This window comes from Halorubrum ezzemoulense DSM 17463, from assembly GCF_002114285.1.
Taxonomy (GTDB): Archaea; Halobacteriota; Halobacteria; order Halobacteriales; family Haloferacaceae; genus Halorubrum; species Halorubrum ezzemoulense.
Map to the genome: position 1 here is coordinate 69599 of NZ_NEDJ01000002.1, position 26077 is coordinate 95675.

At 70.5% G+C, this 26077-nt stretch carries 23 protein-coding genes; 11 read left to right on the forward strand and 12 right to left on the reverse strand.

Annotated elements, in window-relative coordinates; all coding sequences use genetic code 11:
* The first annotated feature begins 28 nt into the window (after positions 1–28).
* Entirely contained in the window at positions 29–2740 is a 2712-nt protein-coding gene (locus B9H04_RS01130) for a hybrid sensor histidine kinase/response regulator (RefSeq protein ID WP_049929631.1), read from the forward strand.
* 41 nt (positions 2741–2781) lie between these two features.
* Here B9H04_RS01130 and B9H04_RS01135 read toward each other — a convergent pair whose 3' ends face one another.
* Positions 2782–3549: a VOC family protein gene (locus tag B9H04_RS01135; RefSeq protein WP_049929632.1), complete on the reverse strand. Its 768-nt coding sequence runs from the start codon at positions 3547–3549 to the stop codon at positions 2782–2784.
* A 449-nt stretch (positions 3550–3998) separates the two neighbouring features.
* Here B9H04_RS01135 and B9H04_RS01140 point away from each other — a divergent pair, with 449 nt between their 5' ends.
* From B9H04_RS01140 to B9H04_RS01150, 3 genes are all read left to right on the forward strand, one after another.
* Positions 3999–5777 carry a histidine kinase N-terminal 7TM domain-containing protein gene (locus tag B9H04_RS01140; protein ID WP_085682373.1) on the forward strand — a complete coding sequence of 593 codons (1779 nt, stop codon included), beginning with the start codon at positions 3999–4001 and terminating at the stop codon, positions 5775–5777.
* Positions 5778–5807: 30 nt separating this feature from the next.
* Positions 5808–6248 (forward strand): EamA family transporter, encoded by a 441-nt coding sequence (locus tag B9H04_RS01145; protein WP_049929634.1) that lies wholly within the window; start codon positions 5808–5810, stop codon positions 6246–6248.
* A 98-nt stretch (positions 6249–6346) separates the two neighbouring features.
* Positions 6347–7882 (forward strand): MATE family efflux transporter, encoded by a 1536-nt coding sequence (locus tag B9H04_RS01150; RefSeq protein WP_049929635.1) that lies wholly within the window; start codon positions 6347–6349, stop codon positions 7880–7882.
* 49 nt (positions 7883–7931) lie between these two features.
* On the opposite strand, the gene B9H04_RS01155 is transcribed toward B9H04_RS01150, so the two are convergent.
* Positions 7932–8339 (reverse strand): DUF6069 family protein, encoded by a 408-nt coding sequence (locus tag B9H04_RS01155; protein ID WP_139835019.1) that lies wholly within the window; start codon positions 8337–8339, stop codon positions 7932–7934.
* 295 nt (positions 8340–8634) lie between these two features.
* On the opposite strand from B9H04_RS01155, the gene B9H04_RS01160 reads away from it, so the two are divergent.
* Positions 8635–8928, forward strand: coding sequence for a hypothetical protein (locus B9H04_RS01160; RefSeq protein WP_049929637.1), 294 nt, complete (start codon positions 8635–8637; stop codon positions 8926–8928).
* Positions 8929–9068: 140 nt separating this feature from the next.
* Here B9H04_RS01160 and arcS read toward each other — a convergent pair whose 3' ends face one another.
* The gene (gene arcS / locus B9H04_RS01165; protein ID WP_049929638.1) at positions 9069–10901 is read right to left on the reverse strand and encodes an archaeosine synthase subunit alpha; all 1833 of its coding nucleotides are present in this window, start codon (positions 10899–10901) and stop codon (positions 9069–9071) included.
* 130 nt (positions 10902–11031) lie between these two features.
* Here arcS and B9H04_RS01170 point away from each other — a divergent pair, with 130 nt between their 5' ends.
* Positions 11032–11535 carry a hypothetical protein gene (locus B9H04_RS01170; protein ID WP_049929639.1) on the forward strand — a complete coding sequence of 168 codons (504 nt, stop codon included), beginning with the start codon at positions 11032–11034 and terminating at the stop codon, positions 11533–11535.
* A gap of 82 nt (positions 11536–11617) precedes the next feature.
* Positions 11618–12898, forward strand: a complete 1281-nt coding sequence (locus B9H04_RS01175; protein WP_085682375.1) for an amidohydrolase — start codon at positions 11618–11620, stop codon at positions 12896–12898.
* A 30-nt stretch (positions 12899–12928) separates the two neighbouring features.
* Here the strand turns inward: B9H04_RS01175 and B9H04_RS01180 are convergent, their stop codons facing one another.
* Positions 12929–13378, reverse strand: coding sequence for a Rieske (2Fe-2S) protein (locus tag B9H04_RS01180; protein WP_049929641.1), 450 nt, complete (start codon positions 13376–13378; stop codon positions 12929–12931).
* 4 nt (positions 13379–13382) lie between these two features.
* Positions 13383–14753, reverse strand: a complete 1371-nt coding sequence (locus tag B9H04_RS01185) for a geranylgeranyl reductase family protein (RefSeq protein WP_085682376.1) — start codon at positions 14751–14753, stop codon at positions 13383–13385.
* Between the two features lie 146 nt (positions 14754–14899).
* Between B9H04_RS01185 and fer the strand changes: the two genes are divergently transcribed.
* Complete coding sequence (gene fer, locus B9H04_RS19380) at positions 14900–15700, forward strand: ferredoxin Fer (RefSeq protein ID WP_049929643.1); 801 nt, start codon at positions 14900–14902, stop codon at positions 15698–15700.
* A 35-nt stretch (positions 15701–15735) separates the two neighbouring features.
* Here the strand turns inward: fer and B9H04_RS01195 are convergent, their stop codons facing one another.
* The 5 genes from B9H04_RS01195 to B9H04_RS01215 all read right to left on the reverse strand — a co-directional run bounded on the left by B9H04_RS01195 (position 15736) and on the right by B9H04_RS01215 (position 22784).
* Positions 15736–16782, reverse strand: coding sequence for an ABC transporter permease (locus B9H04_RS01195; RefSeq protein ID WP_085682377.1), 1047 nt, complete (start codon positions 16780–16782; stop codon positions 15736–15738).
* The gene (locus B9H04_RS01200) at positions 16775–18091 is read right to left on the reverse strand and encodes an ABC transporter permease (RefSeq protein WP_049929645.1); all 1317 of its coding nucleotides are present in this window, start codon (positions 18089–18091) and stop codon (positions 16775–16777) included. The genes B9H04_RS01195 and B9H04_RS01200 overlap by 8 nt, the downstream gene beginning before the upstream one ends.
* On the reverse strand, positions 18088–19698 hold the full coding sequence (locus tag B9H04_RS01205; protein ID WP_049929646.1) for an ABC transporter ATP-binding protein: 1611 nt from the start codon (positions 19696–19698) through the stop codon (positions 18088–18090). Before B9H04_RS01205 ends, B9H04_RS01200 begins: the two co-directional genes overlap by 4 nt.
* Before the next feature lie 160 nt (positions 19699–19858).
* On the reverse strand, positions 19859–20944 hold the full coding sequence (locus B9H04_RS01210; RefSeq protein WP_049929647.1) for a BMP family lipoprotein: 1086 nt from the start codon (positions 20942–20944) through the stop codon (positions 19859–19861).
* Positions 20945–21245: 301 nt separating this feature from the next.
* Positions 21246–22784 (reverse strand): phosphohexomutase domain-containing protein, encoded by a 1539-nt coding sequence (locus B9H04_RS01215; RefSeq protein WP_049929648.1) that lies wholly within the window; start codon positions 22782–22784, stop codon positions 21246–21248.
* Positions 22785–22899: 115 nt separating this feature from the next.
* On the opposite strand from B9H04_RS01215, the gene B9H04_RS01220 reads away from it, so the two are divergent.
* Entirely contained in the window at positions 22900–23178 is a 279-nt protein-coding gene (locus tag B9H04_RS01220) for an acylphosphatase (protein WP_049929649.1), read from the forward strand.
* A 26-nt stretch (positions 23179–23204) separates the two neighbouring features.
* Here the strand turns inward: B9H04_RS01220 and B9H04_RS01225 are convergent, their stop codons facing one another.
* On the reverse strand, positions 23205–23678 hold the full coding sequence (locus B9H04_RS01225) for a hypothetical protein (protein WP_049929650.1): 474 nt from the start codon (positions 23676–23678) through the stop codon (positions 23205–23207).
* Between the two features lie 128 nt (positions 23679–23806).
* Between B9H04_RS01225 and B9H04_RS01230 the strand changes: the two genes are divergently transcribed.
* Entirely contained in the window at positions 23807–24709 is a 903-nt protein-coding gene (locus tag B9H04_RS01230; RefSeq protein ID WP_085682378.1) for a hypothetical protein, read from the forward strand.
* 424 nt (positions 24710–25133) lie between these two features.
* On the opposite strand, the gene B9H04_RS01235 is transcribed toward B9H04_RS01230, so the two are convergent.
* On the reverse strand, positions 25134–25526 hold the full coding sequence (locus tag B9H04_RS01235) for a winged helix-turn-helix transcriptional regulator (RefSeq protein ID WP_049929652.1): 393 nt from the start codon (positions 25524–25526) through the stop codon (positions 25134–25136).
* Positions 25527–25595: 69 nt separating this feature from the next.
* Between B9H04_RS01235 and B9H04_RS01240 the strand changes: the two genes are divergently transcribed.
* Complete coding sequence (locus B9H04_RS01240; protein ID WP_049929653.1) at positions 25596–26045, forward strand: DoxX family protein; 450 nt, start codon at positions 25596–25598, stop codon at positions 26043–26045.
* The last annotated feature ends 32 nt before the right edge of the window (positions 26046–26077 follow it).

Below are 26077 nucleotides of genomic sequence, written 5' to 3' on the forward strand. Positions count from 1 at the left end.
ATACCCGAATGGTAAGTAATCCGAGTGTATGACCGACCGCATCCCGGTCCTGCTCGTCGACGACGACCTGGACCTGCGTGCGGTCGTCGCGTCGTTCTTACGGGAGGAGCGAGACCGGATCGCGGTCGAGACGGCGCCCGACGCGGCCGCCGGACTCGAGACGCTGTCGGAGCGCGACGTGGAGTGTATCGTCTCCGACTACGAGTTGTCCGGTCGAGACGGCCTCGATCTCCTCGACGAGGTCCGTGAGCGCGACCCGGACCTTCCCTTCATCCTGTTCACCGGAGGGGGGAGCGAGGCGGTCGCGAGCGAGGCGATATCCGCGGGCGTCACCGACTACATGCGGAAGTCCGGCGACACGGAGCAGTGCGAGCGGCTGGCGGACCGGATCGTCGAGGCCGTCGAGCAGCGGCGGGCCGAGCGGGAGGCCGAGCAGGCCGTCGGACAGTTCCGCGCGGTCGCAAAAGGGGCGTCGGACGCGATCCTGTCGGTCGACACCGACGGCGTGATCCGGTTCGCGAACGCCGCCGTCGAGCCGATGTTCGGGTACGAACCGGCCGATCTGGAGGGTGAACCGCTCACGACGCTGATACCGGAACGACACCGCGACGACCACCTCGAGGCGGTCGATCGGTATCTCGCCGACGGCGAGCGGAGCGTCGACTGGTCAGACGTCCGGTTCAACGCGCTCCACCGCGACGGCCACGAGGTCCCCGTCTCCATCTCGTACGGTGAGTTCACCGCGGACGGCGAGCGGCGGTTCGTCGGCGTGGTCCGCGACGACAGCGAGCGCGAGCGACACCGGGCGTTCATCGAACACGCCGGCGACGTGGTCACGGTGCTGTCGAGCGACTGGCGATTCCGGTACCTGAGTCCGTCGTGCGAAAGCGTGATCGGCTACGCGCCGTCGGACCTCCTCGGCGAGCGGGCGCTGGAGTACATCCACCCGGAGGATCGAGATGCCGTGAGTGAGGCGCTCGGCGCGCTCGAGGGCGACGGGGACCCCCCGACCGCCGAGTACCGGTTCCGAACGACCGACGGCGGCTACCGCTGGCTCGAGTCCGTCGGCAGCGACCGGATCGAGACGGACGGCATCGAGGGGTACGTCGTCACCACGCGCGACATCTCCGAGCGGAAGGAGCGCGAGCGGACGCTCGCGAGCCTCCGGGAGTGGACGCGGGAGCTCAACTACACGCGAACCACCGACGAGGCGGCCGAGCTGGCGGTCGAGGCGGTCGACGACCTGATCGACGCCGGGTTGAGCGGGATCCACCTGCTCTCGGAGGACGGCGAGAGCCTCCAGCCGGCCGCGCTCGGCGACTCTGTGCCGATGCTGTTCGAGGAGCAGCCGTCGTACGACCGCGACGCGCCGGCAGGATCGCGCGCGGCGCTGGCGTGGGGCGCCTTCCGCGGCGAGGGGTCGGTCGTCATCGACGAGCTCTCGTCGTCCGATCGGTTGGATGAGCCCTCGCCGGCGGAGAGCCTCGTGTTGGGCCCGATCGGCGACCACGGGCTGTTCGTCGTCTCCTCCCCGGACCCGCACGAGTTCACCGACACCGACGTCCTCGTGGCGGAGATCCTCACCGACCACCTCGAAGCGGCGCTCGACCGGATCGAGCGCGAGAGCCGCGTCGAGCGGCTCCACGGCGCCACGCGGACGCTCGTCCGCGCGGAGTCGCGGGAAGCGATCGCCGAGCAGGCCGTCGCGGCCGCCACCGACGTCCTGGAGTTCTCGATCGTTACCGTCCGGCTCTACGACGAGGCGGCCGGCGGGCTGGTCCCGGTCGCCGTCTCCGACCGCGCGACGGAGGTGTTGCCCGAGCGGGAGACGTTCACGCCGGACGGCGGGAGCCTCAACTGGGCGGCGTTCGAGGCGGGCGAGCTCCGGAAGTTCGACGACATCCGGACGACCGACGCGCTCGACGTCGACACGCCGCTCCGGAGCCTGCTCATCGTTCCGATCGGCGAGTTCGGGACGATATCGATCGGCGAGACGGAGCCGGGCATGCTCGGCAGCGTCGACGAGTACCTCGCCGGAATCCTGGCGACCGCGGCCGAGACGGCGTTCCAGGCCGAGGCGCGCACCCGTCGCCTCGCGGATCGGACTGCGGAGTTGGAGCGGCAGAACGACCGACTAGAGGAGTTCGCCGGCGTCGTGTCACACGACCTCCGGAACCCGCTCGAAGTCGCGCGGGGCCGGACCGAACTCGCTCGCGAGGAGTGTGACAGCGAACACCTGGCGGCGGTCGAGCGCGCCCACGACCGGATGACCGCGCTGATCGACGACCTCCTCACGCTCGCGCGCGAGGGCGACCCCGTGACCGACGCCGAGCCGGTCGACATCGCACGGGTCGTCGGCGCCTGCTGGCGGACCGTCGACACCAGCGACGCGACGCTGCGCACCGAAGTCGAGGGGACGGTGGTCGCGGACGAGGGGCGACTCAAACAGCTGTTAGAGAACCTGATCCGGAACGCGATAGAACACGGCGGCGAGGACCTGACCGTCACGGTCGGATCGCTGCCGGACGGTTTCTACGTGGCCGACGACGGCCCGGGGATCGACCCGGACCTGCGCGGGACGGTGTTCGACGCCGGCTACTCCACATCGCAGTCGGGGACCGGATTCGGGTTGCGGATCGTCGAGCAGGTGGCCGACGCGCACGGCTGGTCGGTGCGGGCCGTCGAGAGCGAGGCCGGGGGGGCGCGCTTCGATATCACCGGGGTCGAGTCGGCAGACTGACGGCGACCGCGGAGGAGAAACGGAGTCGGACGGCGGCGGACTCAGTCCCGCGTGACCAGTTCGACCTCGTGGCCGTCCTGGTCCTTCGTGAACGCGTAGTTGTGGTCACAGGAGGCGGGGTCGCGGTAGTCAGGGGCCTCGCGGGTCATCAGCGCGTCCCACGCGTCGTCGAGGTCGTCGACGCGGACCGCGACGTGGCCCCACGCGTCGCCCATCGTGTACTCCCGGCCGTCGTAGTTGTAGGTGAGTTCGAGCTTCATCGCCTCCTCCGGCGCGTCCTCGGGCGCCACGAAGTAGTTCGAGAAGGTGTCGGCCTCCCAGCGGCCGGGGTACTCGGTGTACTCGAACTTGCGGGTCCAGTAGCCGAGCGCCTCGTCGGCGTCCTCGACGCGGACCATCGTGTGGTCGATGCTCCACTTCGCGCCGTGGTCGCGCTTGACGATCTCGATCTCGTGGCCGTCCGGGTCCTTCACGAACGCGTAGCGGTTCCCGCAGGACTCGGGGTCGCGGTAGTCGTCGACGCCCTCCGACATCAGCTGGTCGTACGACTCCTGGAGCGCGTCCTCGGGGACGCGAACCGCGATGTGACCCCACGCGTCGCCGAGCTCGTAGCTCCGGCCGTCGTGGTTGTACGTGAGTTCGAGGAGCGCGCCGTCCTCGTGAACGTCCTCGGGACCGAGGAAGACGTTGGTGAAGGTGTCGGCCTCCCAGCGGCCCTTCTCCTCGTAGTTCAGGTGGGTCTGGTACCAGTCGAGGCTCTCCTCTAAGTCCTCGACGCGGATCATCACGTGATCGAAGGTTCCGTCCATACGCGAGTTATCGGCCGCTCGTGTCAAAAGCGTACTGAACCCCGAAGGTGCCCGCGTCGTTCGACCGAGCCCGCTGATACCGCGAGCGCTCGCGTTTTGTTAACGCCTCACGGCGTGGGTAAGTGTAGATCGATACCCCACGACGCACGTCCGTCGCCGACCTGCGGCGGACGTCTCCATGGCAAACGAACCGATCAGGCCGTCGACGCCAGACGGCACGGCAGCGCAGTCTCGTCCGCGCGCAACCACCCCCGCCGCGGGGTCCCTCGGACGGGTCGCCGCGTTCGACGCGGGCGCGCTGTTCACCGCGCGTTCGTCGCCGGCGTCGCGCTCCTCGCGCTCGGCGGGTGAGGCGGCGCCCACCGGTAGGTTCGGCCGGGTGACGCCGGAATTTTCAATTAGGTGAACAGACCCGATGAGTTATAAATCCGATCTGTGTAAAAAACGGCATGGCCGCGTTGAGCCCGCTCTCCGTCGCTCTCCTCGTCGCCGTGACGGTCGGTCTGGCGGCGGCGATCCTCGCGTGGCGGGAGCGACCGGAGCCGGGCGCGACGTGGCTCGCGGTGTTGCTCGCCGGGCAGGTCTGGTGGGCGACGTTCCTCGTCTTCGAACTGGAGGCGACCACGCTGCCGGCGAAGGCGCTGTGGTACGACGTCCAGTGGGTCGGCGTCGTGGCCATCCCGGTCGGCTGGCTCTTCTTCGCGCTGGCGTACACCGGCTACGACCGCTACGTGACGCCGTTCTCCGTTGCGCTGGTGTCGGTCGTGCCCGTCGCCACCGTCGCGGTCGCCGCCGCGGACGACCCGGGGAACCTCCTCACGGTCGGTCGATTCGTGCGCGAGACCGCGGTCGGAACGTTCCTCGACGTCGTCCCCGGTCCGCTGTACTACGTCATCGCGGGGTACACCTACCTCCTCGGCGCCGTCGGTTCGGTCCCACTTATCCAGCTGATCCGCGACGACGCGCGCCCGTTCCGCGGGCAGAGCGCGGCGCTGCTCGTCGGGACCGCGGCGCCGTGGGCCGGGAGCGTCGCCTACCTCTCCGGCGCGATTCCGATCCCGGGGCTCGATCCGACCCCGCTGGTGTTCGTGGTCTCGGGGGTGGCATACCTCCTCGCGCTGTCGCGGTTCCGACTGCTGACGCTCGCGCCCGCGCCGCGCCGCCGCGCGCGCCAGCTCGTCTTCGAGCAGCTCCACGACCCCGTCTTCGTCGTCGGCACCGAGGGGCTCGTCGTCGACCTGAACGAAAGCGCGGCCGAGACGTTCGGCGTCGACCGGCGCGCGGCGATCGGCGAGCCCGCCGACGCGGTCGTCCCGAAGTACGAGACGGTCAGCGAGCCAGACGGCGCCGAGGGTGACGCGCCGCGAGCGGTCCCGATCGTCGGCCGCGACGGGCGGCGACCGTACGAGGCGACTGTCAGGGACGTGACCGACGACCACGACCGCACCACCGCCCGAGTGATACCCTTCCACGACGTCGGCGCGTACCTCGGCCAACAGCAGCGGCTCAACGTGCTCAACCGCGTGTTCCGTCACGACGTGCGGACGGAGACCAACCTCATTCAGGGGTACGCCGCGCGGCTCCGGACCGACCCGACGGACGAACGCGCGCTCTCGGTCATCGAGGAGAGCGCCGGGCGGATGCTCGAACGCAGCGAGCGCACCCGGACCGCCGGCGAGCTGTTCGCCCCGACCGAGGAGTCCGGGTCGGCGCCGCTGCCGGACGTGGTCGACGAGGCCGTCGCCGACGCGCGGGAGATCGATCCCGACGCGCGGATCGAGGTCGGAACGGTGCCGTCCGTCGCGGTGTCGGTGGTGCTGCGGGTCGTCTTGGAGAACCTCTGTTCGAACGCGGTCCGACACAACGACGCGGACGAGCCGTGGGCCCGGATCGACGCCCTCGTCGAGGACGGCTGGGTCGAGGTCACCGTCGCGGACGACGGTCCCGGCATCGACCCCGCGGAGTACGACGTGTTGGACCGCGGCACCGAGACGCCGCTGCGCCACGGGAGCGGGATCGGCCTGTGGATCGTCAAGTGGGGCGTCGACCACCTCGGCGGCCGGATATCGTTCGCGGAGCGCGAGCCGAGGGGGACGGCGGTGACGGTCTGCGTCCCGGTTCACGACCGGGGCGGTTCGGACGCCGACCGGGAAGGCGACGTTCCCGACGACTCGCGGTCGGCCGACGAGTCGGCCCCGCTGGGGCCGCCGCCGAACGCGGGTCGATAGGCACTTGCCTCCGGGCGGTGACCCCGTGGTATGGACGCTACGGCCACGACCTACCTCCCGTACGCGCTGCTCGCCATGGGTGCGTACGCGCTCGTCTCGCCGCTGATGCGCGTCGCCACGACCGGTCCGAACGCGATCCCGAGCGACGTCGCCGTCGTCGTCTCGAACACGCTGCTCGTCGCCATGGCGCTCGGCGTGATCGCGTACACCGGACAGGAGTTCACCGGCCACCTCGCCTCGCCGAAGCTGGCGCACGTGCTCGCCGCGGGCGTGTTCCTCGGTATCGGGATCCTCGCACTGTACCGTTCGCTCTCCGCGGGTCCGGTGAGCGTCGTGACGCCCATCTTCGCGATGTTCCTCGTCTTCTCGTCGGTGATCGGCTTCCTCTTCCTCGGCGAGTCGTTCACGGCTCGGAAGGGGCTCGGGATCGTCTTCGCCGCCGCGGCCGTCTACCTCGTCTCGGGCGCCTGATCGGGCGACGGCTCGGCCCGCGACCCCCGCTCGATCCGGAACCGCCTGCCGCGTGACGAAACTCCTTTAGCCGCCAGCGGAAAAGGCGGGCATCTGCCGTGTCTCGCCTTCCGAACTCCCTCCGCGAGCTGATCTCTCGGCTGCCGAACCCCTTCCGCGCGCTGATCCTCTACATCGGCTTCGCCCTCGCGAGGGCCGGGCTGATCGACCGTCACCGGGTGGTGCGGACCACCGACCTCGCGTGGCCCCGGATCGTCACCGGGATCGCCCGGATGTCGAAGAACGCGGTCGACGTCGCGATGGTCGGCGTCGCGGTCGGCACGAGCGCCGTCGCCGGCGTCGGCTTCGCGGGGCCCTACTGGGGGCTCGCGTTCGCGTTCGGCGGCGGCGTCGCCGGCGGCACGATCGCCTTGGTCTCCCAGCGGTACAGCGCCGAGGCGTTCGGCGAACTGGGGGACGCGGTGCGCTCCAGCGTCCTCCTCGCGGTGGCGATCACGCTGCCGGTCAGCGCGGCGTTCTGGCTGTTCGCCCCCGCGCTCATCGACGTGTTGAGCAGCAACGAGGCGGCGATCGCCTACGGCGCGGACTACCTCCGCGTCGTCGGCCTCGGCGTCCCGTTCGCCGCTCTCAACCTCGTCGGGAGCCGCATCCTCGTCGGCTGCGACGACGCCTACACCGCGATGCAGGTCCGGGCCGGCGGCGCGGTCGCGAACATCGCCCTCAGCGCGCTGTTCATCTTCGGGTTCGGCTGGGGCGTCGAGGGGGCCGCGGTCGGCACCGTCCTCTCGAACGTGCTCGCGGTCGGCGGCTTCACCGTCGGCCTCGTGCGCGGGAGCGCCCCCCTCATCGGCGAGTTCCCGGTCGCGATCGACCCGACCGGCTCGTACCTGAACCCCGGCATGCTCCGCGACCTCGTCGAGATCGGCGTCCCGGTCGGGGCGCGCAACCTCGTGTGGACGGCCGCCGAGTTCCCGATGCTCGCCATCCTCGACGTGTTCGGGGAAAACACCGTGGCCGCGTTCGTCATCGCCCGCCGCATCTGGGGGATCATGAACACGCCCGGCTGGGGGTTCGGCCTCGCCTCCTCCAGCCTCGTCGGGCAGGAGCTCGGCGTCGAGCGCCCGGACGAAGCGGAGGCGTACGCCCGCGACATCATCCGCTTCTCGGTGGCGACGTACGCCGTCTCCGCGGTGCTGATCGCCGTCTTCGCCACCGACATCGTCTCGCTGTTCGCCGAGTCGCCCGACAGCCCGGAGATACCGATCGCCGTCAACCTCGTGTACGCGGCCTGCGCCGCGGTGATCTTCCAAGGCGTCTCCGGCGGGGCGGCCGGCCCCCTCGACGCCGCCGGCGACACGAAGATCCCCTTCGCGAGCCAGTTCCTCGGGATGTTCTGCGTGTCGATCCCGCTCGCGTACGTCGGCGCACACGACGCGACACCCGCGATCGACCTCCCGCTCGTCGGCCTCACGGTCCCCGAGGTGGCGCTCCCGGCGATCGGGCTGTGGGGACTCTACTTCGCGTTCATGGCCGAGACGACGATCCCCGCCGCGATCAACTACCTCCGGTTCCGGTCGGGGAAGTGGAAGAAGATTAGCGAGGCGTACCGACCCGAGGCGACCGCCGACGACTGAGGAGTGCGGGTTCGGCCGGCCTCGCGAAGGTGTAAACTCCGGAAGCTGGCTAACGCCCGAACGGAGTGTTCGGGAGCGCGATCATCGCGGTGATCGCCGGCGGGACGTGAAGCGCCATCAGCGCGACGGCCTCGCTCGTCGTCACGCCCTCGACGGCGACGAGCAGGCCGACATCGGGGACGAACGACAAGACGAGCGCGGCGACGGCGACGCGGACGAACGTCCGGTCCGGCGTCGCGGAGAAACGCGTGAGCGCCCCGTAGATAACGGCCGCACCGATCGTTCCCAACAGCGTCCAGACGACGATCGGGGGGTACCGGAAGACCTCCGTCGACGCCACGAGACCCCCGGTCAACGCGATCCACCCGAGAGCGAGATTGACGGCGACCCCGATCAGGAACGTCCCGGCCCCGCGGACGGCGAGCGTCCGAGCGGCTATCGGATTCCGTGCGGTCATGCCGACCTCCCGTCCGGGGACGGCCCGACGCGCGACGGGGTGTCGGCTCCGAGCGGCGAGTCTGTCGGGCGCTGCTTCGCGGTCGCAGCGACGGCGGTTCCACAACATCGGTCCGCCGCCTCAGCGTCTCTCATCATAGGTCGTATACAGGCGCCCTACGGATAAACATAGTGTTGTAAATAGTCCACAATATATACGGAGGAAGTTGCTGGAAATGAGCATCTGAAGAAAACTGACGGGGTGGTATTGCGTGTTAGGGGCAATAGTTATCCGGCGGCGAGACGTACTACCGTGTATGAAAGGCTGTGAGAAAGGCCGTCTATTCGGGTCCGCAATGATACTCGTCCAAGGGGTCGTCACCGCGCTCTTCCCGCGGGCGAGCGTCAGGCTCAGCAAAAAGATGATCGGGAAGAACTTCGACAACGCGTCGGAACTCGAAGCGAAGCCGGCGTACCTCCGGCAGCTCCGTGCGATCGGCGTCGGTATGATCGCCGCGGGCGGGACGGGGTTGCTCCTCGAAGACTCCGAGGAATTGGAAACCGAACTGTCCGAACTCGGCGGCGCGGAGGGATCCGAGGCCGACGAGTGAAGCGCTCGCAACGCCGATAGTTCGGGGAACTTCTCGCGGAGCGCTCCCGAGTCGTAGCGGGCCGACATCGAAACGGGCTCCGGGTCCGGCGCGACAACTGAAGGCGATCGTCCGCCGAGGAGTTCACCGGAGCCGTCCAGTTACTTCTCCTCTCCGTGCCGCACCTCGACGGCGACGCCGCGGGTCGATCCCGCCATTTCTGGGCCAGACATCGCCGCGCGGCCGACCGCGAACGCCTTCGGCCCCTCGATGACGACCTCGTCGCCGACCCGAATATCGTCGTCCGCGTCGACGACGCCCGGCGCGAGCACGGAGCCACGCGGGACGAACTGATCGATCTCCACCCGCTTCGTCGGCGCGTCGCTCTCGACCCAGCGGCGCGCGCCGGCGAGGGTGAACGAGAGCGTGCCGTACTGCGGGACCATCGTCGCGAGCTGTTCGCCCGGCTCGCCCTCGCGGCCGGCGTCGGGCTCGTCGCCCCACACCTGGAGCTTGGGGTAGCGGCCGGTGGTGCGGACGTCGGCCTCGCCGCCGTATCGGTCGCCTCCGCCGCTCGCGCCGAGACCGCCGAACAGGTCGTCGCCCGCGCCGTCGCCGAGCAGGTAATCGGCGATAGCGCGAACCGTGTTGTGCTCGCGCTCCCGCTTGCTGTACGCCGGCTCGCCCTGGAGGGCGGCGTTCAGTTCGCCGAGCGACTCGTCGGTCGTCGGGTGGTCGACGCAGGTGTACTCGAAGTCGGCGTCGATCGCGGGGTCGCTCTCCACGCGCTCGCAGATCTCGCGGTACCCGTCCTCGGGGACGTGCGCGACGACGCGCGAGTAGTCGTTGCGTTCGAGATACCGCCGGAGGACCTCCGCGACGAACTCGATCTCGTCTTCGCTCCAGTCGCCCGTGACGACCGAGTCGTAGTGTTGAGCGGGGTAGGTCGTCTCGAGCTCCTGCGGCACCACGCCGATAGGGGAGGTAATCGAGACGGTGTGGCCGCGCCACTTGATCGCGTCGTGGAACTGGCGGTGACTCTGGGAGTCGCTGTACGGCTTCGTCGCCGAGCAGGGGACCAACACGAGCGGCTGGTCGGTGAACCGGTTCCGGTAGCGGCTCGTGACGCGGTCGGCGAACCGACGGATCTCGACGCGGTCGAGCGTCTCCGCCGACGCCGCCGTCACCTCCGCGTCGCGCATGAGCGGCGTCCGCTCCTCCAAGTACCCCCACTGGTCGTCGAACTCGCGGAACGCGGCCGTGAGCCACCCCTCGTGGCGGGCCTGCGCCTCGATGTAATCGCGCAGGCGGCCGCTCCGGATCCGCTCGCGGACCCGCCGAAGCTCGGCCCGCAGCGCGTTGGCGTTGTGGTCGGCGCAGTCGTCCCGGGTGAACTCGCTTCGGGGTTTCGCGCAGGCCGGGCAGGCGCAGGGGAGCTCCTCCAAGTCTTCGAGGAAGTGTTCCGCGTCGGCGGTGAGGTACATCCCCTGCGTCCCCTTCGTCCGGGCGCGCGTCGCGTCGACGAGGTCGGCGCCGGCGTACGCGAGGAGCGCGACGTTCCGCGGGGTCGCGACGCCGGAGAGGCCGAGCGCGGCGTCCGGCGGCAGCGCCGACTTCGCGCGGAGGATCGCGTCCCGGAACGCCTCGCCGTGGCCGACGAACCCCTGCGCGTCCGAGAGCAGGTACGCGTCGGCGCCGAGGTCGCGGGCGCTCCGACTGTCGACGACCGCGGCCGAGGGGAACGCGACGCCAGGGTGGTCGACCGCGAACGACTCGCGCACCTCGTCGCGGGTCCCCGCGGGGAACGCCCTGTGGGGAAGCACCGTCAGCGCGGTCTCGTCGCCGTCTGGGACCTCGCGGTCACCGGCCCAAAGACTTCCGGCGTCGTCGAGGAACGGGTCCGCCAGCGCCGGCGTGGACATGGGCTCGGCGAGGCGGACCTCCCCGAGCCGGGCGGCGCCGTCGCGCTCGTGGACCTCGAAGTAGTCGGTCATACCACCTCTCGCGGGGGGACCGTCAATTCTCTTGTGTTCCGGAGCCGCCGGGCTCCGAGTGGTTCGGCCGCCGACCTCGATCGAGTCCGGGCGGCGCAACTGTTAGGCGGGGCGCGGGCGTGGGATCGGTATGGACCCGACCGGCCCGTGGGACCGCGACCGCGTCGACGAGTTCCTCGCCGCCGCGTCCGTCCCGGTCCGCCTCGGCTGCCGTACCCCGGGCGACCGTCCGTGGATCGTCTCGCTGTGGTTCGCGTGGGACCCGGACGGGGGGAGCGCCGACGGTGGAGACGACGGCGACGGCGCGGCGCGGCCGCCCGGCGCGATCCGCTGTGCGACGAGCGCGAACGCCGATCTGGTCGAGTTCGTCGACCACGACGACAGCGTCTCTTTCGACGTGTCGACGAACGACCCGCCGTACAAGGGGGTCCGCGGCCGCGGCCGAGCGACGGTCCGACCCGACGATGGGAAGCGGCTCCTGCGGTCGCTCCTGACGAAGTACCTCGGCGGCACGGACAACCCGACCGCCGACCGGCTCCTGCGATCCGAGCGCGAGGAGGTCGAGATCCGGATCGAACCGGAGCGGATCCACGCGTGGGACTACTCTGAGCGGATGGGGACGGCCGAGGAGTGAGCCGCCCGCGGTCGGCTCCGATGCGGTCCCCGTCGCTCTCCGGCAGCCGACGTTTTAACCTGTCCCCGGGCCACCCACGGGTATGAGCGTTCTCGAAGACGACGAGTACCGCGCGTTCCGCCGCGACCTCCACCGCCACCCCGAGCCCGCGTGGCGCGAGTTCTACACCACCGCCCGCATCGTCGAGGCCCTCCGCGAGCGGGACCTGACGGAGCTCCACGTCGGCCCGGACGCGCTGGCGACCGACGAGCGACTGAACGTCCCCGGCGACGAGGAGCTTGCGGAGTGGGAGGAGCAGGCGCGCGAGGCGGGCGCTGACCCGGATATCCTCGACCGGCTCTCGGGCGGCTACACCGGCTGCGTCGCGGTCGTCGAGCGCGGCGACGGCCCCGTGATCGGCCTGCGAGTCGACATCGACGCGCTACCGATCACGGAGTCTGAGTCGGCCGAGCACGTCCCGACCGCCGAGGGGTTCCGCTCCGAGCACGAGGGGTTCATGCACGCCTGCGGCCACGACGCCCACGCGACGATGGGGCTCGGCGCGCTCGACGCCGTCCTCGACTCCGACTTCTCCGGCACGCTCAAGGTGTTCTTCCAGCCGGGCGAGGAGCAGGTCGCCGGCGGGAAGCCGATGGCCGAGTCGGGCCACCTCGACGACGTCGACTACCTCTACGCGGTCCACGTCGGCCTCGATCACCCGTCCGGCGAGGTCGTCTGCGGCGTCGAGGGATTCCTCGCGGTGCGGCACTTCCTCGCGGAGTTCTCCGGCGAGCCCGCGCACGCCGGCGCGCGCCCCGAGCAGGGTCGGAACTCGGTTCAGGCGATGGCGGCGGCGGTCCAGAACCTCTACGCCATCCCGCGGCACGCCGACGGCCCCACGCGCGTGAACGCTGGGCTCGTCGGCGGCGGCACCGCGACGAACATCATCCCCGAGGAGTCGCACATCGAGGGCGAGCTCCGCGGACAGACGACGGAGCTCGCCGAGTACATGTCCGACCACGCCGACCGCATCCTCGACTCCGCCGCGGCGATGCACGACTGCGAGGTCGAGGTGTCGACGCTCGGCGCGGCGCCCAGCGCGACGAGCGACGACGCGCTCGCCGCCCTCGTCCGGGAGTCCGCGGGCGACGTCGAGGGCGTCACGAACGTCGTCGCCAGCGACGACCTCGGCGGCTCCGAGGACGCTACGTACCTGATGAACCGCGTCCAAGATCAGGGCGGGCTCGCCTGCTACCTCGGCGTCGGCACCGACCACCCGGGCGGGCACCACACCACCGACTTCGACGTGGTCGAGGACGACCTGTCGCTCGGCATCGACGTGATCGCCGGCGCGATCCGGCGAGTCGCGGAGGCGCAGCCGTAGACGTCGCCGGTCCGCCGAATCTCGCCCCGTTCAGAAGGTGAGGTGCGAGCTCGACGACGGCCCCGCGCCGTCGTCGTCGTCCTCGTCCGGCAACCCCTCGCGGAGGTAGCTGAGGTCGTCGTCGGTCAGGAACACCGCGCCGTCGCGGACGGTCACGTCCACCGATCGGAGCGTCGTGCCCGCCGCCTCGCCGTTGTCGCAGCCGCCGTCGCACGCGTCGAACGCCGAACCGTGCTTCGGGCAGACGACGGAGCCGCCGCGGGTGACGGCGCCCACCGCCTCGCGGTGAAGCCGCTGGTCCTCGTGGGTACAGCGGTTGATCCACGCGCGCACCGGCGGGTCCTCGTCGTCGCGCTCATCCGACTCGTCCGCGCACGGCACGAGGAACACCTCGCGGTCCTCGTCGCCCTCACGAGCCGTGAACGCCCACGAGCCCTGCTCGCGCACCGTCTCGACGGTAGTGAGCCGGTAGCCGCTCACGGCCTCAGTACTTCGCGTCGGCGCCGGTCGTCTCGTAGACGCGGTCCATGATGTCGTCGCGCTGGCGGGTCCAGTTCGCCATCGCGGCGGGGCTCGTCGGGTACTCCTCGTAGTGGCCGATCAGCTCGTCCGCCAGCGACTTCGTCTGGTAGAAGTTCCGGATCGTCCCCCAGTAGCCGAACGACTTGACCGCGGCCTTCAGCTTCAGCCCGAAGGACATCGAGGTCGACCCCTCGTACAGCGCCTCCGCGAGCTTCTCGCCCGGCAGCGACGCGAGCAGCCCCATGAGGTTGTCCACGTCGACCGAAGTCGCGAGGACGTTGTACACGTCGAGGCCGGCGTACCGGCCGCCGAAGTGGTCCATCACGCGGGTGTTGTACCGCCAGAGGTTCTCCTCGCTCACGTCGTCGTCCGAGACGGCCTTCACGGCCTGCTCGCCGGCGTACTTGCCAGCGTACGCCGCGCCGGCGATTCCCCCTCCGGTCGTCGGGTTCACGTGACCCGCCGCGTCGCCGACCGCCATGTACCCCGGCGCGACCGCCGAGTCGTAGGGGCGTCGGGTGGGCAGGGCGGCGCCCAGTTTGTCGCGGACCTCCGCGCCCTCGAACTCGGGGCGGTCGCGGAGGTCTTTCTTCAGCGACTCGACGAGCTTCATCGGCTCCTCCGTCATCTGGAAGCCGAGGCCGGCGTTGATCTCCGTCGCGGTCCGCGGGAAGTACCAGAGGTAGCCCGCCGCGCGGTCGGTCGCCTTGAACACCAGCGCGTCGTCCCACTCGACCGGCTCCGGCACGTCGACGATCTCGCGGTACGCCGAGCAGAACTGCGAGTACCGGACGTTCGTGTCGAAGGTCGTCCCCTCGAAGTCCGCCTTGTCCTGGAGCAGCGAGAGCGACCCGGCACCGTCGATCACGACGTCCGCCTCGTACGTCTGCGGGTCGCCCTTCCGCACCGCGTGGATACCGGTGACGCGCCCGCTCTCGTCCTGTCTCACGTCGTTGATGACGGTGTCGTAGTGGAAGTCGACGCCCGCGTCCTCGGCCCCGGAGATGAGCTGGCGGCCGTACTCCCAGCGATCGATGACGGCGAGCTCGCCGGGGACGGGGATCTCTAGGACCGTGTCCTCCGGCGGGATCTCGAAGCGACCGTGGTCGACGCCGGTGTTCGTGAACGCGGGTTCGAGTCGGTCCTTCGGGATCGCTTCGGGGAAGGCGTCGGCGCCCTTCAGGGCGTCGCCACAGGCGATGGGGCCGGCCTCCTCGGCGTCCTTCCGCTCCACGATGACGACGTCGAGCCCCTCGTTCGCGATCGTCGCGGCGGCGTAGCAGCCGGCGGTCCCGGCCCCCGCCACGACGACGTCGTACTCGTCGATATCCATTACCGGACCGTGTCGTGCGCCGGGCAAAACTCTTTGCTCCCGTTTCGGTCGGCCGCGCGCCGACGAATTTCGCGATGGCCGGGGCGCGTCCAGAGCCTAACTGTTCAGGCTCGTCGTTTAACGGCCTCGAAACGAACGATACGGACATGGGGCAACTCGAACGGGTCGACGCCGACCGGCTCCGGGCGTGGCTCTCGGAGGTCCGGTCGGCGGAGGCGACCGCGGCGCTGATGACCGCCGTCGCGTACGACCGAGGTATCGGCACGGCCGAACTCGCTTCGTGGTACGACCGCTCCGAGGAGTGGGTCGAGGAGACGATCGCGGCCCTCGACTCCCCGGGGCTCGTCTCGACGGTCGCCCGGCTCGAAGGGGTCGACATCGGGGCGGTCGCCGCGGAGTCGAACCTCGCGCCCGCGACGGTCCGCGATTGGTTCGACGACCTCGGCGACGAGCCGGTCGGCGAGGCGGCCGACGTGGTTCGGCGGTACGCGGAGGGGTCGGTCGAACCGGTCCGCACCGGCTCGCCGTCCACCGTCTATCACCTCGACCGCGACGCGCTGACCGAGCACGGCTGGTCGCTGGACGATGAGGACCTCTTCGAGAAGGCCGCGGACGCCGACCTCGACCTCCCGGAGTACGGCCGCTTCCTCGTCGAGCCCGGCGAGTCGATCCTGGAAGCGGCGGAGCGCGGCGGCCGGTCGTGGCCGTACGCCTGCCGCGGCGGCGCCTGCTCCAACTGCGCCGTGGTCGTGGTGAAGGGCGACGTGGCGATGCCGGGGCAGTCGATCCTCTCCGACGAGCAGATCCGCGGGGCGAACGCCCGCCTCTCCTGCGTCGGCGTCCCGATCACCGACGAGGTCAAGATCGTCACGGGGATCGGCGACACCGAGGCGTTCGCCGACCTGCGACTGCCCTCGCCGACCGAGGAGACCGAGGCGTCGGACTGACCGTCCGGACCCGGGAGGTCGTCAGCGGGCGCGAGCTACTCCTCGGTCTCGTAGTGTTCGCCCGCGGCCTCGGGGATCTGCGTCCGGCCGACCAGCGTGAGGACGACGATCACGACGACGTACGGGATGGTCTGGACCAGCGTGTCCGGGATCGCGTACCCGAGCTGCTGGAGCCGGATCTGTATCGCGTCGAGGCCGGCGAACAGCGCGCCCGCGCCGAGCGTCCCGAGCGGATTGTAGTTGCCGAACAGGTACGCGACGATGGCGATGAACCCCTTGCCCTGGACCATCGTCTCGCCGGAGCCGACGAACTGCCCGATGGACAGCGCCAGCGCCGAGCCGCCCACTCCGGAGAGGACGCCCGAGAGCAGCACCCCGGCGTAGCGCACCTGCGAGACGGAGACGCCGACCGTGTCGAGCGCCTTCGGGTTCTCGCCCGCCGCGCGGAGGTGTTTGCCGAACGCGGTCTTGTTCAACAGCCACCACGAGCCGGCGGTCGCGAAAACCACCATCGTCGCCGAGTACTGCCAGCCGACGCTCACGCCGAGGTTCGGCGTGTTGACGCCGCCGAAGAACACGGTCGACAGGAACGGCGCGAGTCCCAACGCGATGAGCCAGACGGCCAGCCCGGCGATGATCTGGTCGGCCTTGAACTCGATACAGACCACCGCGAACACCGCCGACAGGAACGTCGACGCCGCGATGCCGGCGAGGAACGCGATCGCGAGCGCCGGGACGCCGAGGACGGCGTTGCCCACGCCGACGACCGACGCGGCGTACACCGACACGAACGCCGAGATGATGAGGAGTCCCTCTAGGCCAATGTTGATGACGCCGGACTTCTCGGCGAAGATGCCGCCGAGTCCGGCGAGCACGATGGGCGCCGCGAGCCGCGCCGTCGACGTGGCGGTACTCGTCGAGAAGACGATACCCGCGAGGTCGCCCGCCACGGAGTCGGGGAACGCGAGCCCGGACACGCCGAGCAGCGCGAGCATTCCGACCGTGCCGGCGATAAGCGAACGGACGTACCCCGACTCGCTCGCGCCTTCGAGGAGCGACGCCGGCGAGAGCGGGTTACGCATCGGCTTCACCCCCGTCGCCGCCGGCGGAGGCATCTGACTCCGCCGACGCCGCGCCGCCCGGGCCGCCCGCGGTCCCCCCGACGCCGGTGTATCGACCGATCATCCGGAAGAACTCCGGCATCGCGACGAACAGGATGATGAGCCCGCGCAGCACGGCGACGAGCTCCGTGGGAACGTCGGTCCGGAAGCCAATCTCCAAGGCGCCGCCCTTCAGGACCCCGAAGAGGAACGCCGCCGGCAGCACGCCGATCGGGTTGTTCCCGGCCAGGATCGAGACGGTGATCCCGTCGAAGCCGAGGTCCGGGATCGAGGCCATCCACCGCCCCTCGGACATCAGCACCCACACCGCGCCGCCGATACCGCCGAGCGCGCCGGACAACGTCATCGCCCGCACGGTCGTGAGCTTCGCGTTCACACCGCCGTACTCGGCCGCGGCCGCCTGGACGCCACTCGTCCGGAGGTCGTACCCGAGCGACGTGTGCTCGACGAAGTAGTAGAGCGCGCCGATGAAGGCGATGCCCCCTGCCAGCGCGAGCAGCGCGAAGTCGGTGGACGGGGGGAACAGCACCGACGGGAACTGCGCATATTCTGGGACGTAGCGGGTGGCGACCACCGAGGAGCCCTCGGCGCGGAACACCTCCAACACGAGCACGTACGCGACGTTCGCGGCGACGAAGTTGAGCATGATCGTCGTGATCACCTCGTTGGCGTCGGCGTACGCCTTGAGCGCGCCGGGTATCGCGCCCCAGAGTCCGCCGCCGACCGCGCCCGCCGCGGTCCCGACGACGATCAGCACGGCACCGGCGACCGGGCCGGCCGGGAGCAGGGGCGCGAGCGCGAGGACCGAGAGGGCGGTCGAGAGCGCCCCGACGACGAGCTGCCCCTGCGTGCCGATGTTGAACAGGCCGGCGCGGAAGGCGACGGCGACGGAGAGCCCGGTGAAGATCAGGAGCGTCGTCTCCGAGAGCGTCAGACCGAACGAGAGGTTGAACGGCGTCCACGCGGGGTTGAACAGCCCGGGGTCGCCGACGGCGAACGGGTACCCGAGCGCGCCGTTGAACAGCACGACGTACACCTCGATCGGGTCGTAACAGAAGCCGATCCCGGTGAGCGGCATCGTCCACGCCGCGGTCGAACACTGTGCGATCCGGCCGGAGACGAGCACGAGCGCGAAGCCGACGACGATCGAGAGGAGGATCGCGGCGACGCTGATGACGAGCCGCTCGGCGACGCTCCGGTCGACGAACGGGGCGACCACGCGGGCGAGGAGGGACTCCGTACGGTCCCCGTCGGGCGCCGAATCGCTCACGCGTCCACCCCCTCGTCGTCGGCCGCCCCGCCGTCGACCTCGTCCGGCGCGCCGCCGGCGTCGTGGATCGCCGCCCGTTCGACCGAGTCGTCGTCGAGCGACTCGCCCGCCATCAGCAGCCCGATCTCCTCTTCGGTCACGGTCGCGGGGTCGACGACTCCGGTGAACTCTCCTTCGTGAATCACCGCGAGCCGGTCGGAGAGCCCCTGTACCTCGTCGAGCTTCGAGGAGACGAGCAGGACCGCCTTCCCCTCGGCGCGCAGTTCGAGCAGCCGGTCGTGGAGGAACTCCGTGGAGCCGATGTCGACGCCGCGGGTGGGGTGGGCGGCGACGACCAGCTCAGGGTCGCGCTCGAACTCCCGCCCGACGATGAACTTCTGCTGGTTCCCTCCCGACAGCGACTCGGCCTCCGCGTCGGCGTCCGGCGGCCGGACGTCGTACTGCTCGATGACGGACTCGGCGTGGTCCTGCGCCGCGCCCCAGTCGAGCCTTCCGCCGCGCGCGAACGGCGGGTCGTGTTGGCTCCCCAGGACCCCGTTTTCGGTGAGGTCGTATGACATCACCAGGCCGCGCTCCTGTCGGTCTTCGGGGATGAACGCCATCCCACGGTCGATCCGGTCGCGGCGGGTCTGCCCGACCATCGACTCGCCGCGGTAGCGGATCTCCCCGGACGCCGTCTCGCGCAGACCCGTGATCGCCTCGGCGAGCTGTGACTGTCCGTTGCCGTCGACGCCCGCGATCCCCAGGATCTCCCCGCCCCGGAGCTCGAAGGACAGGTCCGAGACCGCCTCGACGCCCCGGTCGTCCTCGACGCACAGGTCGGTCACCTCCAGCACGCGCTCGCCCGTCTCTCGGGGCGACGTGGCGGGGTCCATCAGCACCTCCCGGCCGACCATCAGCTCCGCGAGCTCCTCGCGCGTCACGTCGGCCGCGGCGACGGTGCCCACGTTGACCCCGTCGCGGAGGACGGTGATGTCGTCGGCCGCCGACAGCGCCTCGCCGAGCTTGTGCGAGATGAAGATGATCGTCTTCCCCTGTTCGGTGAGCTCTTCGAAGACGCCGTACAGCTCCTCGACCTCCTGCGGCGTCAGCACCGCGGTCGGCTCGTCCATGATGAGCACCTCGGCGCCGCGGTACAACGCCTTCAGGATCTCGACGCGCTGCTGCTCTCCGACCGAGATGTCCGCGATCGTCGCGTCCGGGTCCACGTCGAAGCCGTACCGCTCGCTCAGTTCGACGACGGCCTCCCGCGCCGCCTCCCTGTCGACGCGGAGTCCGCCCCAAGTCGTCGGCTCGTTGCCTAAGACGACGTTCTCCCACACCGTCATCGGGTCGACGAGCATGAAGTGTTGGTGGATCATGCCGACGCCCGCGTCGATCGCGTCCCGCGGCGAGTCGAACGACCGCGGCTCGCCGTCGAGCCGGACGGTCCCCTCGGTCGGCCGGTAGAGACCGTACAGGACGTTCATCAGCGTGGTCTTGCCGGCCCCGTTCTCGCCGAGGAGGGCGTGGACGCTCCCGCGCTCCACCGCGAGATCGACGTCGTCGTTCGCGACGACCCCGGGGAATCGCTTCGTGATACCGTCCAAGTGGACCGCCGGGTTCATTCACCCGTAACTCCGCGCCGGAGCCTAAAAGCGCCCGGATTCCGAGCTACTGCGCCCGGTCCTGTTCGTCGTCCGACCGGAACGAGGGACACTCCGTCGCCCGACCGGAAGCAAAAAAATTCCGCCGGCGGGGTTCGGTTCCGAGTCGGCGGCGCCGCGTTCAGTTGCTCGTCGTCTCCGGGACCTCGATGTTCCCGGCGATGATCTCGTCGCGCGCGTCGGCCACGGCGGTCGCGATCTCGTCTGGGACCTGGTCGCCGATCTCCTGCCCGTAGACGCACTCGACGCCGTTGGACTCCAAGCCGAGCGCGGTGGTCGACCCGCCCTGGTGATTGTCGTCGATGGCGTTCGAGATCGACTCGTACACCGCGGTGTCGACGCGTTTCACCATCGACGCCAGGATGACGTCCGAGAACGACTCGTTGGAGACCGACTGGTCCTGGTCGACGCCGAAGGCGAACCGCCCCTCCTCCTGTGCGGCTTGGAACACGCCGACGCCCGTCGCGCCCGAGGCGTGGTAGACGACGTCCGCGCCGCTCTGGTACATCGACAGCGCCGCCTCCTGCCCGCCGGTGGGGTCGGCGTAGCTGCCGACGTAGCTCGTGGTGACGTCGACGTCGTCGGTCGCGTAGTCGACGCCGGCCTCGAACCCGGCCTGGAACCGGCGGATGACGGGGCTGTCGACGCCGCCGACGAACCCGACGGTCGTCGAGTCCGGGTCCGTCTCGCCGGCGCCGGCCGAGAACTCGGTCTCGGTCAGGCGGCCGGCGAGCACGCCCATCAGGAACGAGCCCTCGTGCTCGCGGAACAGGTAGTTCGCGACGTTCGGTTCGTCGACGACGGTGTCGACGATCATGAAGTCCTGGTCGGGGTACTCGGGCGCGGTCTGCGAGAGCGAGTCGCCCTGATTGAACCCGATCGTACAGACCAGGTCGTAGGCCGGGTCGGTCGAGCCGGCGTACTGCTGCTGGAACTGCTCGAACTCGCCGGCGCCGTCGGGCTCCGACTCGTCGTACGCGATGCCGAACTCCTCTTCCGCCTGGAAGATCCCCTGCTGGGCCGCGTCGTTGAACGAGTTGTCCCCCAGTCCGCCGTCGGAATAAACGATGCCGATCCGCGCCGGCACGTCGCCGTCGCCCCCGTCGCCCCCGTCACCGCTCGGGCCGCCGCTACACCCGGCGAGGCCGACGAGGCCCGCTGCGCTTGCCGCCTTGATGAACCGCCGCCGATCGAAGTCGGATGCCATCTCACTCGTACCCCCGTCGGAACGCGGCATAAATTCGTCGTTCTCGCGGTGTCGAGGTGGCACGTTCGTGGAGAGAAGCGGCCCGATTCCGGGGTATCAGTCGCCCGATCGCCGCCGTCTGATCCACGAACCCGAATCTCTCACGGTTCCGAACGGGGTGACGCGGGGTCGCCGACGCGTCCGCGACGGGGCGTCGGCGGTCGGACCGGCCGGCCCTACGCGTCCGCGACGGGGCGTCGGCGGTCGGACCGGCCGGCCCTACGCGTCCGCGACGGGGCGTCGGCGGTCGGACCGGCCGGCCCTACGCGTCCGCGACCGCGTCCTCGACCACGGCTTCGACCTCGGCGACGAGGGCGTCGACGTCGTCGCTCTCGGCGTACACGCGGACGTACGGCTCGGTGCCGGAGGGCCGAACCAGCGTCCACGAGGCGTCGTCGAACTCCAGGCGGACGCCGTGGTCGGTGTCCACCGCGGCGTCGGGGAACGCGTCCGGCAACGCCGTCGCCAACCGGTCCATCGCCGGCTCCTTCGCGTCGTCGGGACAGGCCACGCTCACCTTTCGGTACGGGCGCTCGGTCACCGGGCCGCGGAGCGCGTTGAGCCCCTCGTCGGCGACGAGGCGCGCGAGCACCGCCGCGGAGGTCACGCCGTCGATCCAGCCGCCGAACGCGACGTGGATGTGCTTCCACGGTTCGGCCGCGAAGACGACGCGCGTGTCAGCGCCCACCTCTCCCGCGGCGCCCGCCTCGCCGACCGTGCCGGCCTCGCCGAGGGCGCCGGCCGCGCTGGCGTCCTCCCGGACCGCGGCGATCCCCTCGTGGAGCGCGCCGAGCCGGACGCGCTCGACGCGCCCGCCGGCGTCGCGGACGCGTTCGTCGATCCGACCGGAGGCGTTCGGCGTCGTCACGACGACGGGGTCAGCGGCGTCGCTCGCGCGGGTGTACCGCTCCGCGAGCACCGCGAGCACCGTGTCCTCGTGGACGACCTCGCCGTCCGCGTCGACGATCACGATCCGGTCGGCGTCGCCGTCGTGACCGATACCGAAGGCGTACCCCTCGGTCTCGTCCGCGTCGCCGTCGCCTCCCGCTCCCCTCCCGTCGTCGGCCGGCCGTCCGGGGTCCTCGACGCCCTCGTTGGCGTCGGCGACGAACGCGCGCAGGTCGGCGAGCGTCTCCGGGGTCGGCTTGCTCCCGCGGCCGGGGAAGTGCCCGTCGACGTTCCCGTTGAGCGTGACCACGTCGGCGCCGAGTTCGCGGAGGACGGTCGGCGTCGCGGGCGCGCTCATCCCGTTTCCGCAGTCGACCGCGACCCGGAGCCCGTCGAGGGGCGCGCCGAACCCCGCGGCGTACTCGCGGACGGCGGCGAGGTAGTCGCCGAGCGGGTCGGTTCGAGTCGGCTCGGTCCACTCGTCCCACGGAGCGACCGGCTCCTCGTCGACGACCCGCGACTCGACGGCGCGCTCAGCGTCGCGGTCGAACTCCGTCCCGTCGCGGAACAGCTTGATCCCGTTGTCCGTCGGCGGATTGTGGGACGCGGTGAGCATCACGCCGTAGCGCCCCCGCGAGGCGTACGCGAGCGCCGGGGTCGGGAGCTGCCCGGCGCGGCGGACGGCGACGCCGCCGGCGGAGAGACCGGCCTCCATCGCGGCCGCGAGCGCCGGGCCGGTCACCCGCCCGTCGCGGGCGAGGACGACCGTCGGCTCGGGCGTCGACGCGGCGGTCGAATCGTCGGTACGCGATCGGATCTCGGCGCCCACGGCCCGCCCGACGGCGAGCGCGAGCGACGGGGTGACGCGGTCCTCGACGCCGCCGCGGATCCCGGCGGTTCCGAACAGGTCCATGTCGCCCACGTCGGCGCGCGGGAGTTAGTAGGCGTCGGTTGCGGGCGCGGGTCGGTCGGCGGCCGGTCGGTCGCGGGCGGGTCGTTTAACAGGCAGCGCGCCGCACCACCGACCGATGACCGACCGCGTTCGAGCGCACGTGTTCGTCTCGGGCCGCGTCCAAGGCGTCTACTACCGGGCGAGCACCCGCGACGCCGCCCGCGAGAAGGGCGTCGACGGCTGGGTGCGGAACCTCGACGACGGCCGGGTCGAGGCCGTCTTCGAGGGTCCGGAGGGAGCCGTTCGCGACATGGTGGCGTGGTGTGAGACCGGGAGCCGGGCCGCCGAGGTCGGCGACGTGGACGCCGAGTACGGCGCGCCGGAGGGGGAAGACGGGTTCGAGGTCAGGCGGTGAGCGGGCGTCGGCGCCGCCCGACCGTCTCAGTCGTCGCGCGCCAGCGCGGCGGCGTCGCCGGGGGGCTCCCGGACGCCGAGCTCCTCTAACGCGCGCAACACCAGGATCGCCTCGACCACGTCGCGCTCCTCTGTGTAGGGATCGTCGACCGCGTCGAGCGTCGCCTCGGCCTCGGATGCCAGTCGCGTCTCCAGTTCCGTCTGGTCCGTCTCGGCCTTCGTCGCCGACAGCAGCGCCTCGTGGTCCTCGCGGAGGTCGAGGGAGACGTGCGCCGCGTTACACCGCGAGAGCGGGTGCGCGTCCATCTCGACGGCGAGGTCGCTCACGAGGTCCCAGTCGTCGGCGCAGAAGCGGAGCGTCACGGTGCCGACCACGTCGCGCCACGCGATCGGCTCGCCGTTCTCCATGAGCCGGAGCGCCCGCGGCGGCACGGCGATCCGGGTGTGGGTGTCGTCCCGGCCGCACAGGCAACAGGGAGTGTTCTTCAGTCCGGCGTACACGGCGTCACGTACGCGCCGGAGAATGGTGTGCGTTTCGGCGGCGAAGCACTTTCCGCCCGCGCCGGGAGCGCTGTCGCCGAATCGAGGTCACACAAAACACATACGCCGTCGGAGGATCGGAACAGGTGATGAATCGCCCGTCACCCGAACTCCTCGCGGCCCTCTGCCTGTTCGTCGTCGGAGTCGGGGTCGTCACCGGCGCTGTCGCGGGCGCGACGGACCCGGCCCCGGTTACGTACTCGGTGGATCGAACGGACAGCGAAGTCCACCGCTACGCGGACCTCTCCGGGGCGGCGCGGGACGTCGTCGACGCCGGCTCTGATCGCGGTGAAGCCTCCGTCAAGGCTGCCGGCGATCGCGACGAGGTCGCCGTCGACGACCTCCCGTCCGAGTTCCGGTCGGGGGCTTGGAACTTCGTCAGGGACGGCGGCGAACTGGCGTGTTTCTTCCCGACGGACGACGCCGACTCCGGAGACGTCAGCGTCGCGTTCGCCGACTGCGAGGGGTTCGCCTTCGAATACGAGGACCTCTCCGAACGGGGACAGCGCTTCTTCACGGTGGCGGCGGACTCCGACGACGGCAGCGTCTCGATCTCGAAACCGGTTCCCTCGGGATTGGACGTCGCTCCGGGAGACACCGGGATCGACATCGAGGAGGCTCCCGAGGAGGGAGGCCTGTACTACGTGTTCGCGGACGAGCGCGTCTACGAGTTCACGCTCTACGGACCGGGTCCGCTCGGCGGGTTCGGCGCGCTCATCTACGCCGCCTTCGTGATCGCTCTCGGCCTCGCCCTCATCGCCGGCAGCGCCTACGGCTATCGGGTCGCGGCGGTCCACGCGCCGGCGGCCGCGGCGGTCGGTGCGAGCGTGTACCTCGTGCCGCCGCTCGTGGAGGCCGCCGGGCTGCTCAGGTGGTCGATACGACTCGACGGGTACACCCCATGGGGGGTCCCGCTCGTGATCGCTCTCGCGGTGGGCGGGGTAGCGTACATCATCCCGGACCTGTACGCGTTCGCGCGAAAGTACGTGTGAGAGCGACGCAGCGGCTGCGCGACGCGGCGGCACGATTTACAGACCGATGAGCCTGCCAGCGCCGCTCATCGATTTGTGAGGCGGTGGCGCGTGCCTCCGAGCGTCCAACGGACGCGAGGAGCACGCGCGAGGGAGTCGGCGGGCCGGAGCGAAGCGGAGGCCGGCCGACGAGGCTGGGGAGGTGTGAGGCTGCGGTGCTGTACGGGGCGGGACTCAAAGGGGCAGTCGCGAGGGCGGCGCAGGCGACGCAAGCACCGCAGGGAGCGAGCAGCGCGAGCGACCGAGGAGCGCAGCGAGCGTGCGCCGCCCTCGCGGCTGGGGCTTTGGAGGCCTTCATCGACGATTCGCTGTTGGTAGTTTATAAACAAACAGCCTGGGAACGGATGTCTGTTTATAAACGAAATCCACTCCTGCTAACGCACGCTTACGCGTCGCACTCGGCGAGCCACTCCTGGGCCCACTCGTCGATCTCCTCGAAGACGGGGGCGAGCGACTCGCCTTTCGCGGTCAGGCTGTAGTACGTCGCCACCGGCGCGTCCTCCTCTAACCGGCGGTCGACGAAGCCCGTCTCTTGGAGGTCGTCGAGCACGCGCGAGAGCGTCCGGGCGTTCGCGTCGGTCTCGCGCTTGAGCTCGTTGAACCGCGCCTCGCCGTTCAACAGCTCGTGGAGGACGACGAGCCGCCACTGCGAGCCGATCTGTTCGATGGAGTCGATGACGGGGCATGGGGTCTCGGGCGCCGTCACCTCGCCAGCCGCTTCAGCCCCCGAATCCGCCGTCTCCGCCGACTCCGCCGCGGAAAGGTCCTGTGATGACATCGGTGTTACCTACTAACTCTATTGTCCGGGAAGCGATAAATAGGTTACGTCCGTATAGCAGGTTACACGATGTTAGCTGAAACCGCGACGTTACCGCTCCAGTTCGACACACCCCTCGCGGGCGAACTCTTCCTGCTCGGCCGGATCCTGTTCGGCGCGACGCTCGCGTTCATGGGGCTCAACCACTTCACCGACCTCGAGACGATGGCCGGCTACGCCGAGTTCAAGGGCCTCCCCGCGCCGCAGTTCTCGGTGATCGCCTCGGGCGCCGTCCTCGTCCTCGGCGGACTCGCCGTCGCCGCGGGCGCGTTCCCGGTCCTCGCCGGGGGCTCGCTCGCGTTCTTCCTCCTCGTCTCCGCCGTGACGATGCACGACTTCTGGTCGGTGGACGACCCCGAAGAGCGGCAGAACGAGATGACGAGCTTCCTAAAGAACGTCTACGGCGCCGGCGCCGCGCTGGCGTTGCTCGCCGTCGGCGGGGCCGCGTGGCCGTACGCGGTCGGCGTCGGGCTGTTCTGAGCGCCGTTCGAACCGACTGACCGAACTGACCC

Coding starts and splice junctions, on each gene's coding strand:
- B9H04_RS01130 (WP_049929631.1), top strand. CDS start 29: ATGACCGACCGCATCCCGGTCCTGCTCGTCGACGACGACCTGGACCTG.
- B9H04_RS01135 (WP_049929632.1), bottom strand. CDS start 3,549: ATGGACGGAACCTTCGATCACGTGATGATCCGCGTCGAGGACTTAGAG.
- B9H04_RS01140 (WP_085682373.1), top strand. CDS start 3,999: ATGGCCGCGTTGAGCCCGCTCTCCGTCGCTCTCCTCGTCGCCGTGACG.
- B9H04_RS01145 (WP_049929634.1), top strand. CDS start 5,808: ATGGACGCTACGGCCACGACCTACCTCCCGTACGCGCTGCTCGCCATG.
- B9H04_RS01155 (WP_139835019.1), bottom strand. CDS start 8,339: ATGACCGCACGGAATCCGATAGCCGCTCGGACGCTCGCCGTCCGCGGG.
- B9H04_RS01160 (WP_049929637.1), top strand. CDS start 8,635: ATGAAAGGCTGTGAGAAAGGCCGTCTATTCGGGTCCGCAATGATACTC.
- arcS (WP_049929638.1), bottom strand. CDS start 10,901: ATGACCGACTACTTCGAGGTCCACGAGCGCGACGGCGCCGCCCGGCTC.
- B9H04_RS01170 (WP_049929639.1), top strand. CDS start 11,032: ATGGACCCGACCGGCCCGTGGGACCGCGACCGCGTCGACGAGTTCCTC.
- B9H04_RS01175 (WP_085682375.1), top strand. CDS start 11,618: ATGAGCGTTCTCGAAGACGACGAGTACCGCGCGTTCCGCCGCGACCTC.
- B9H04_RS01185 (WP_085682376.1), bottom strand. CDS start 14,753: ATGGATATCGACGAGTACGACGTCGTCGTGGCGGGGGCCGGGACCGCC.
- fer (WP_049929643.1), top strand. CDS start 14,900: ATGGGGCAACTCGAACGGGTCGACGCCGACCGGCTCCGGGCGTGGCTC.
- B9H04_RS01195 (WP_085682377.1), bottom strand. CDS start 16,782: ATGCGTAACCCGCTCTCGCCGGCGTCGCTCCTCGAAGGCGCGAGCGAG.
- B9H04_RS01205 (WP_049929646.1), bottom strand. CDS start 19,698: ATGAACCCGGCGGTCCACTTGGACGGTATCACGAAGCGATTCCCCGGG.
- B9H04_RS01210 (WP_049929647.1), bottom strand. CDS start 20,944: ATGGCATCCGACTTCGATCGGCGGCGGTTCATCAAGGCGGCAAGCGCA.
- B9H04_RS01215 (WP_049929648.1), bottom strand. CDS start 22,784: ATGGACCTGTTCGGAACCGCCGGGATCCGCGGCGGCGTCGAGGACCGC.
- B9H04_RS01220 (WP_049929649.1), top strand. CDS start 22,900: ATGACCGACCGCGTTCGAGCGCACGTGTTCGTCTCGGGCCGCGTCCAA.
- B9H04_RS01230 (WP_085682378.1), top strand. CDS start 23,807: ATGAATCGCCCGTCACCCGAACTCCTCGCGGCCCTCTGCCTGTTCGTC.
- B9H04_RS01235 (WP_049929652.1), bottom strand. CDS start 25,526: ATGTCATCACAGGACCTTTCCGCGGCGGAGTCGGCGGAGACGGCGGAT.
- B9H04_RS01240 (WP_049929653.1), top strand. CDS start 25,596: ATGTTAGCTGAAACCGCGACGTTACCGCTCCAGTTCGACACACCCCTC.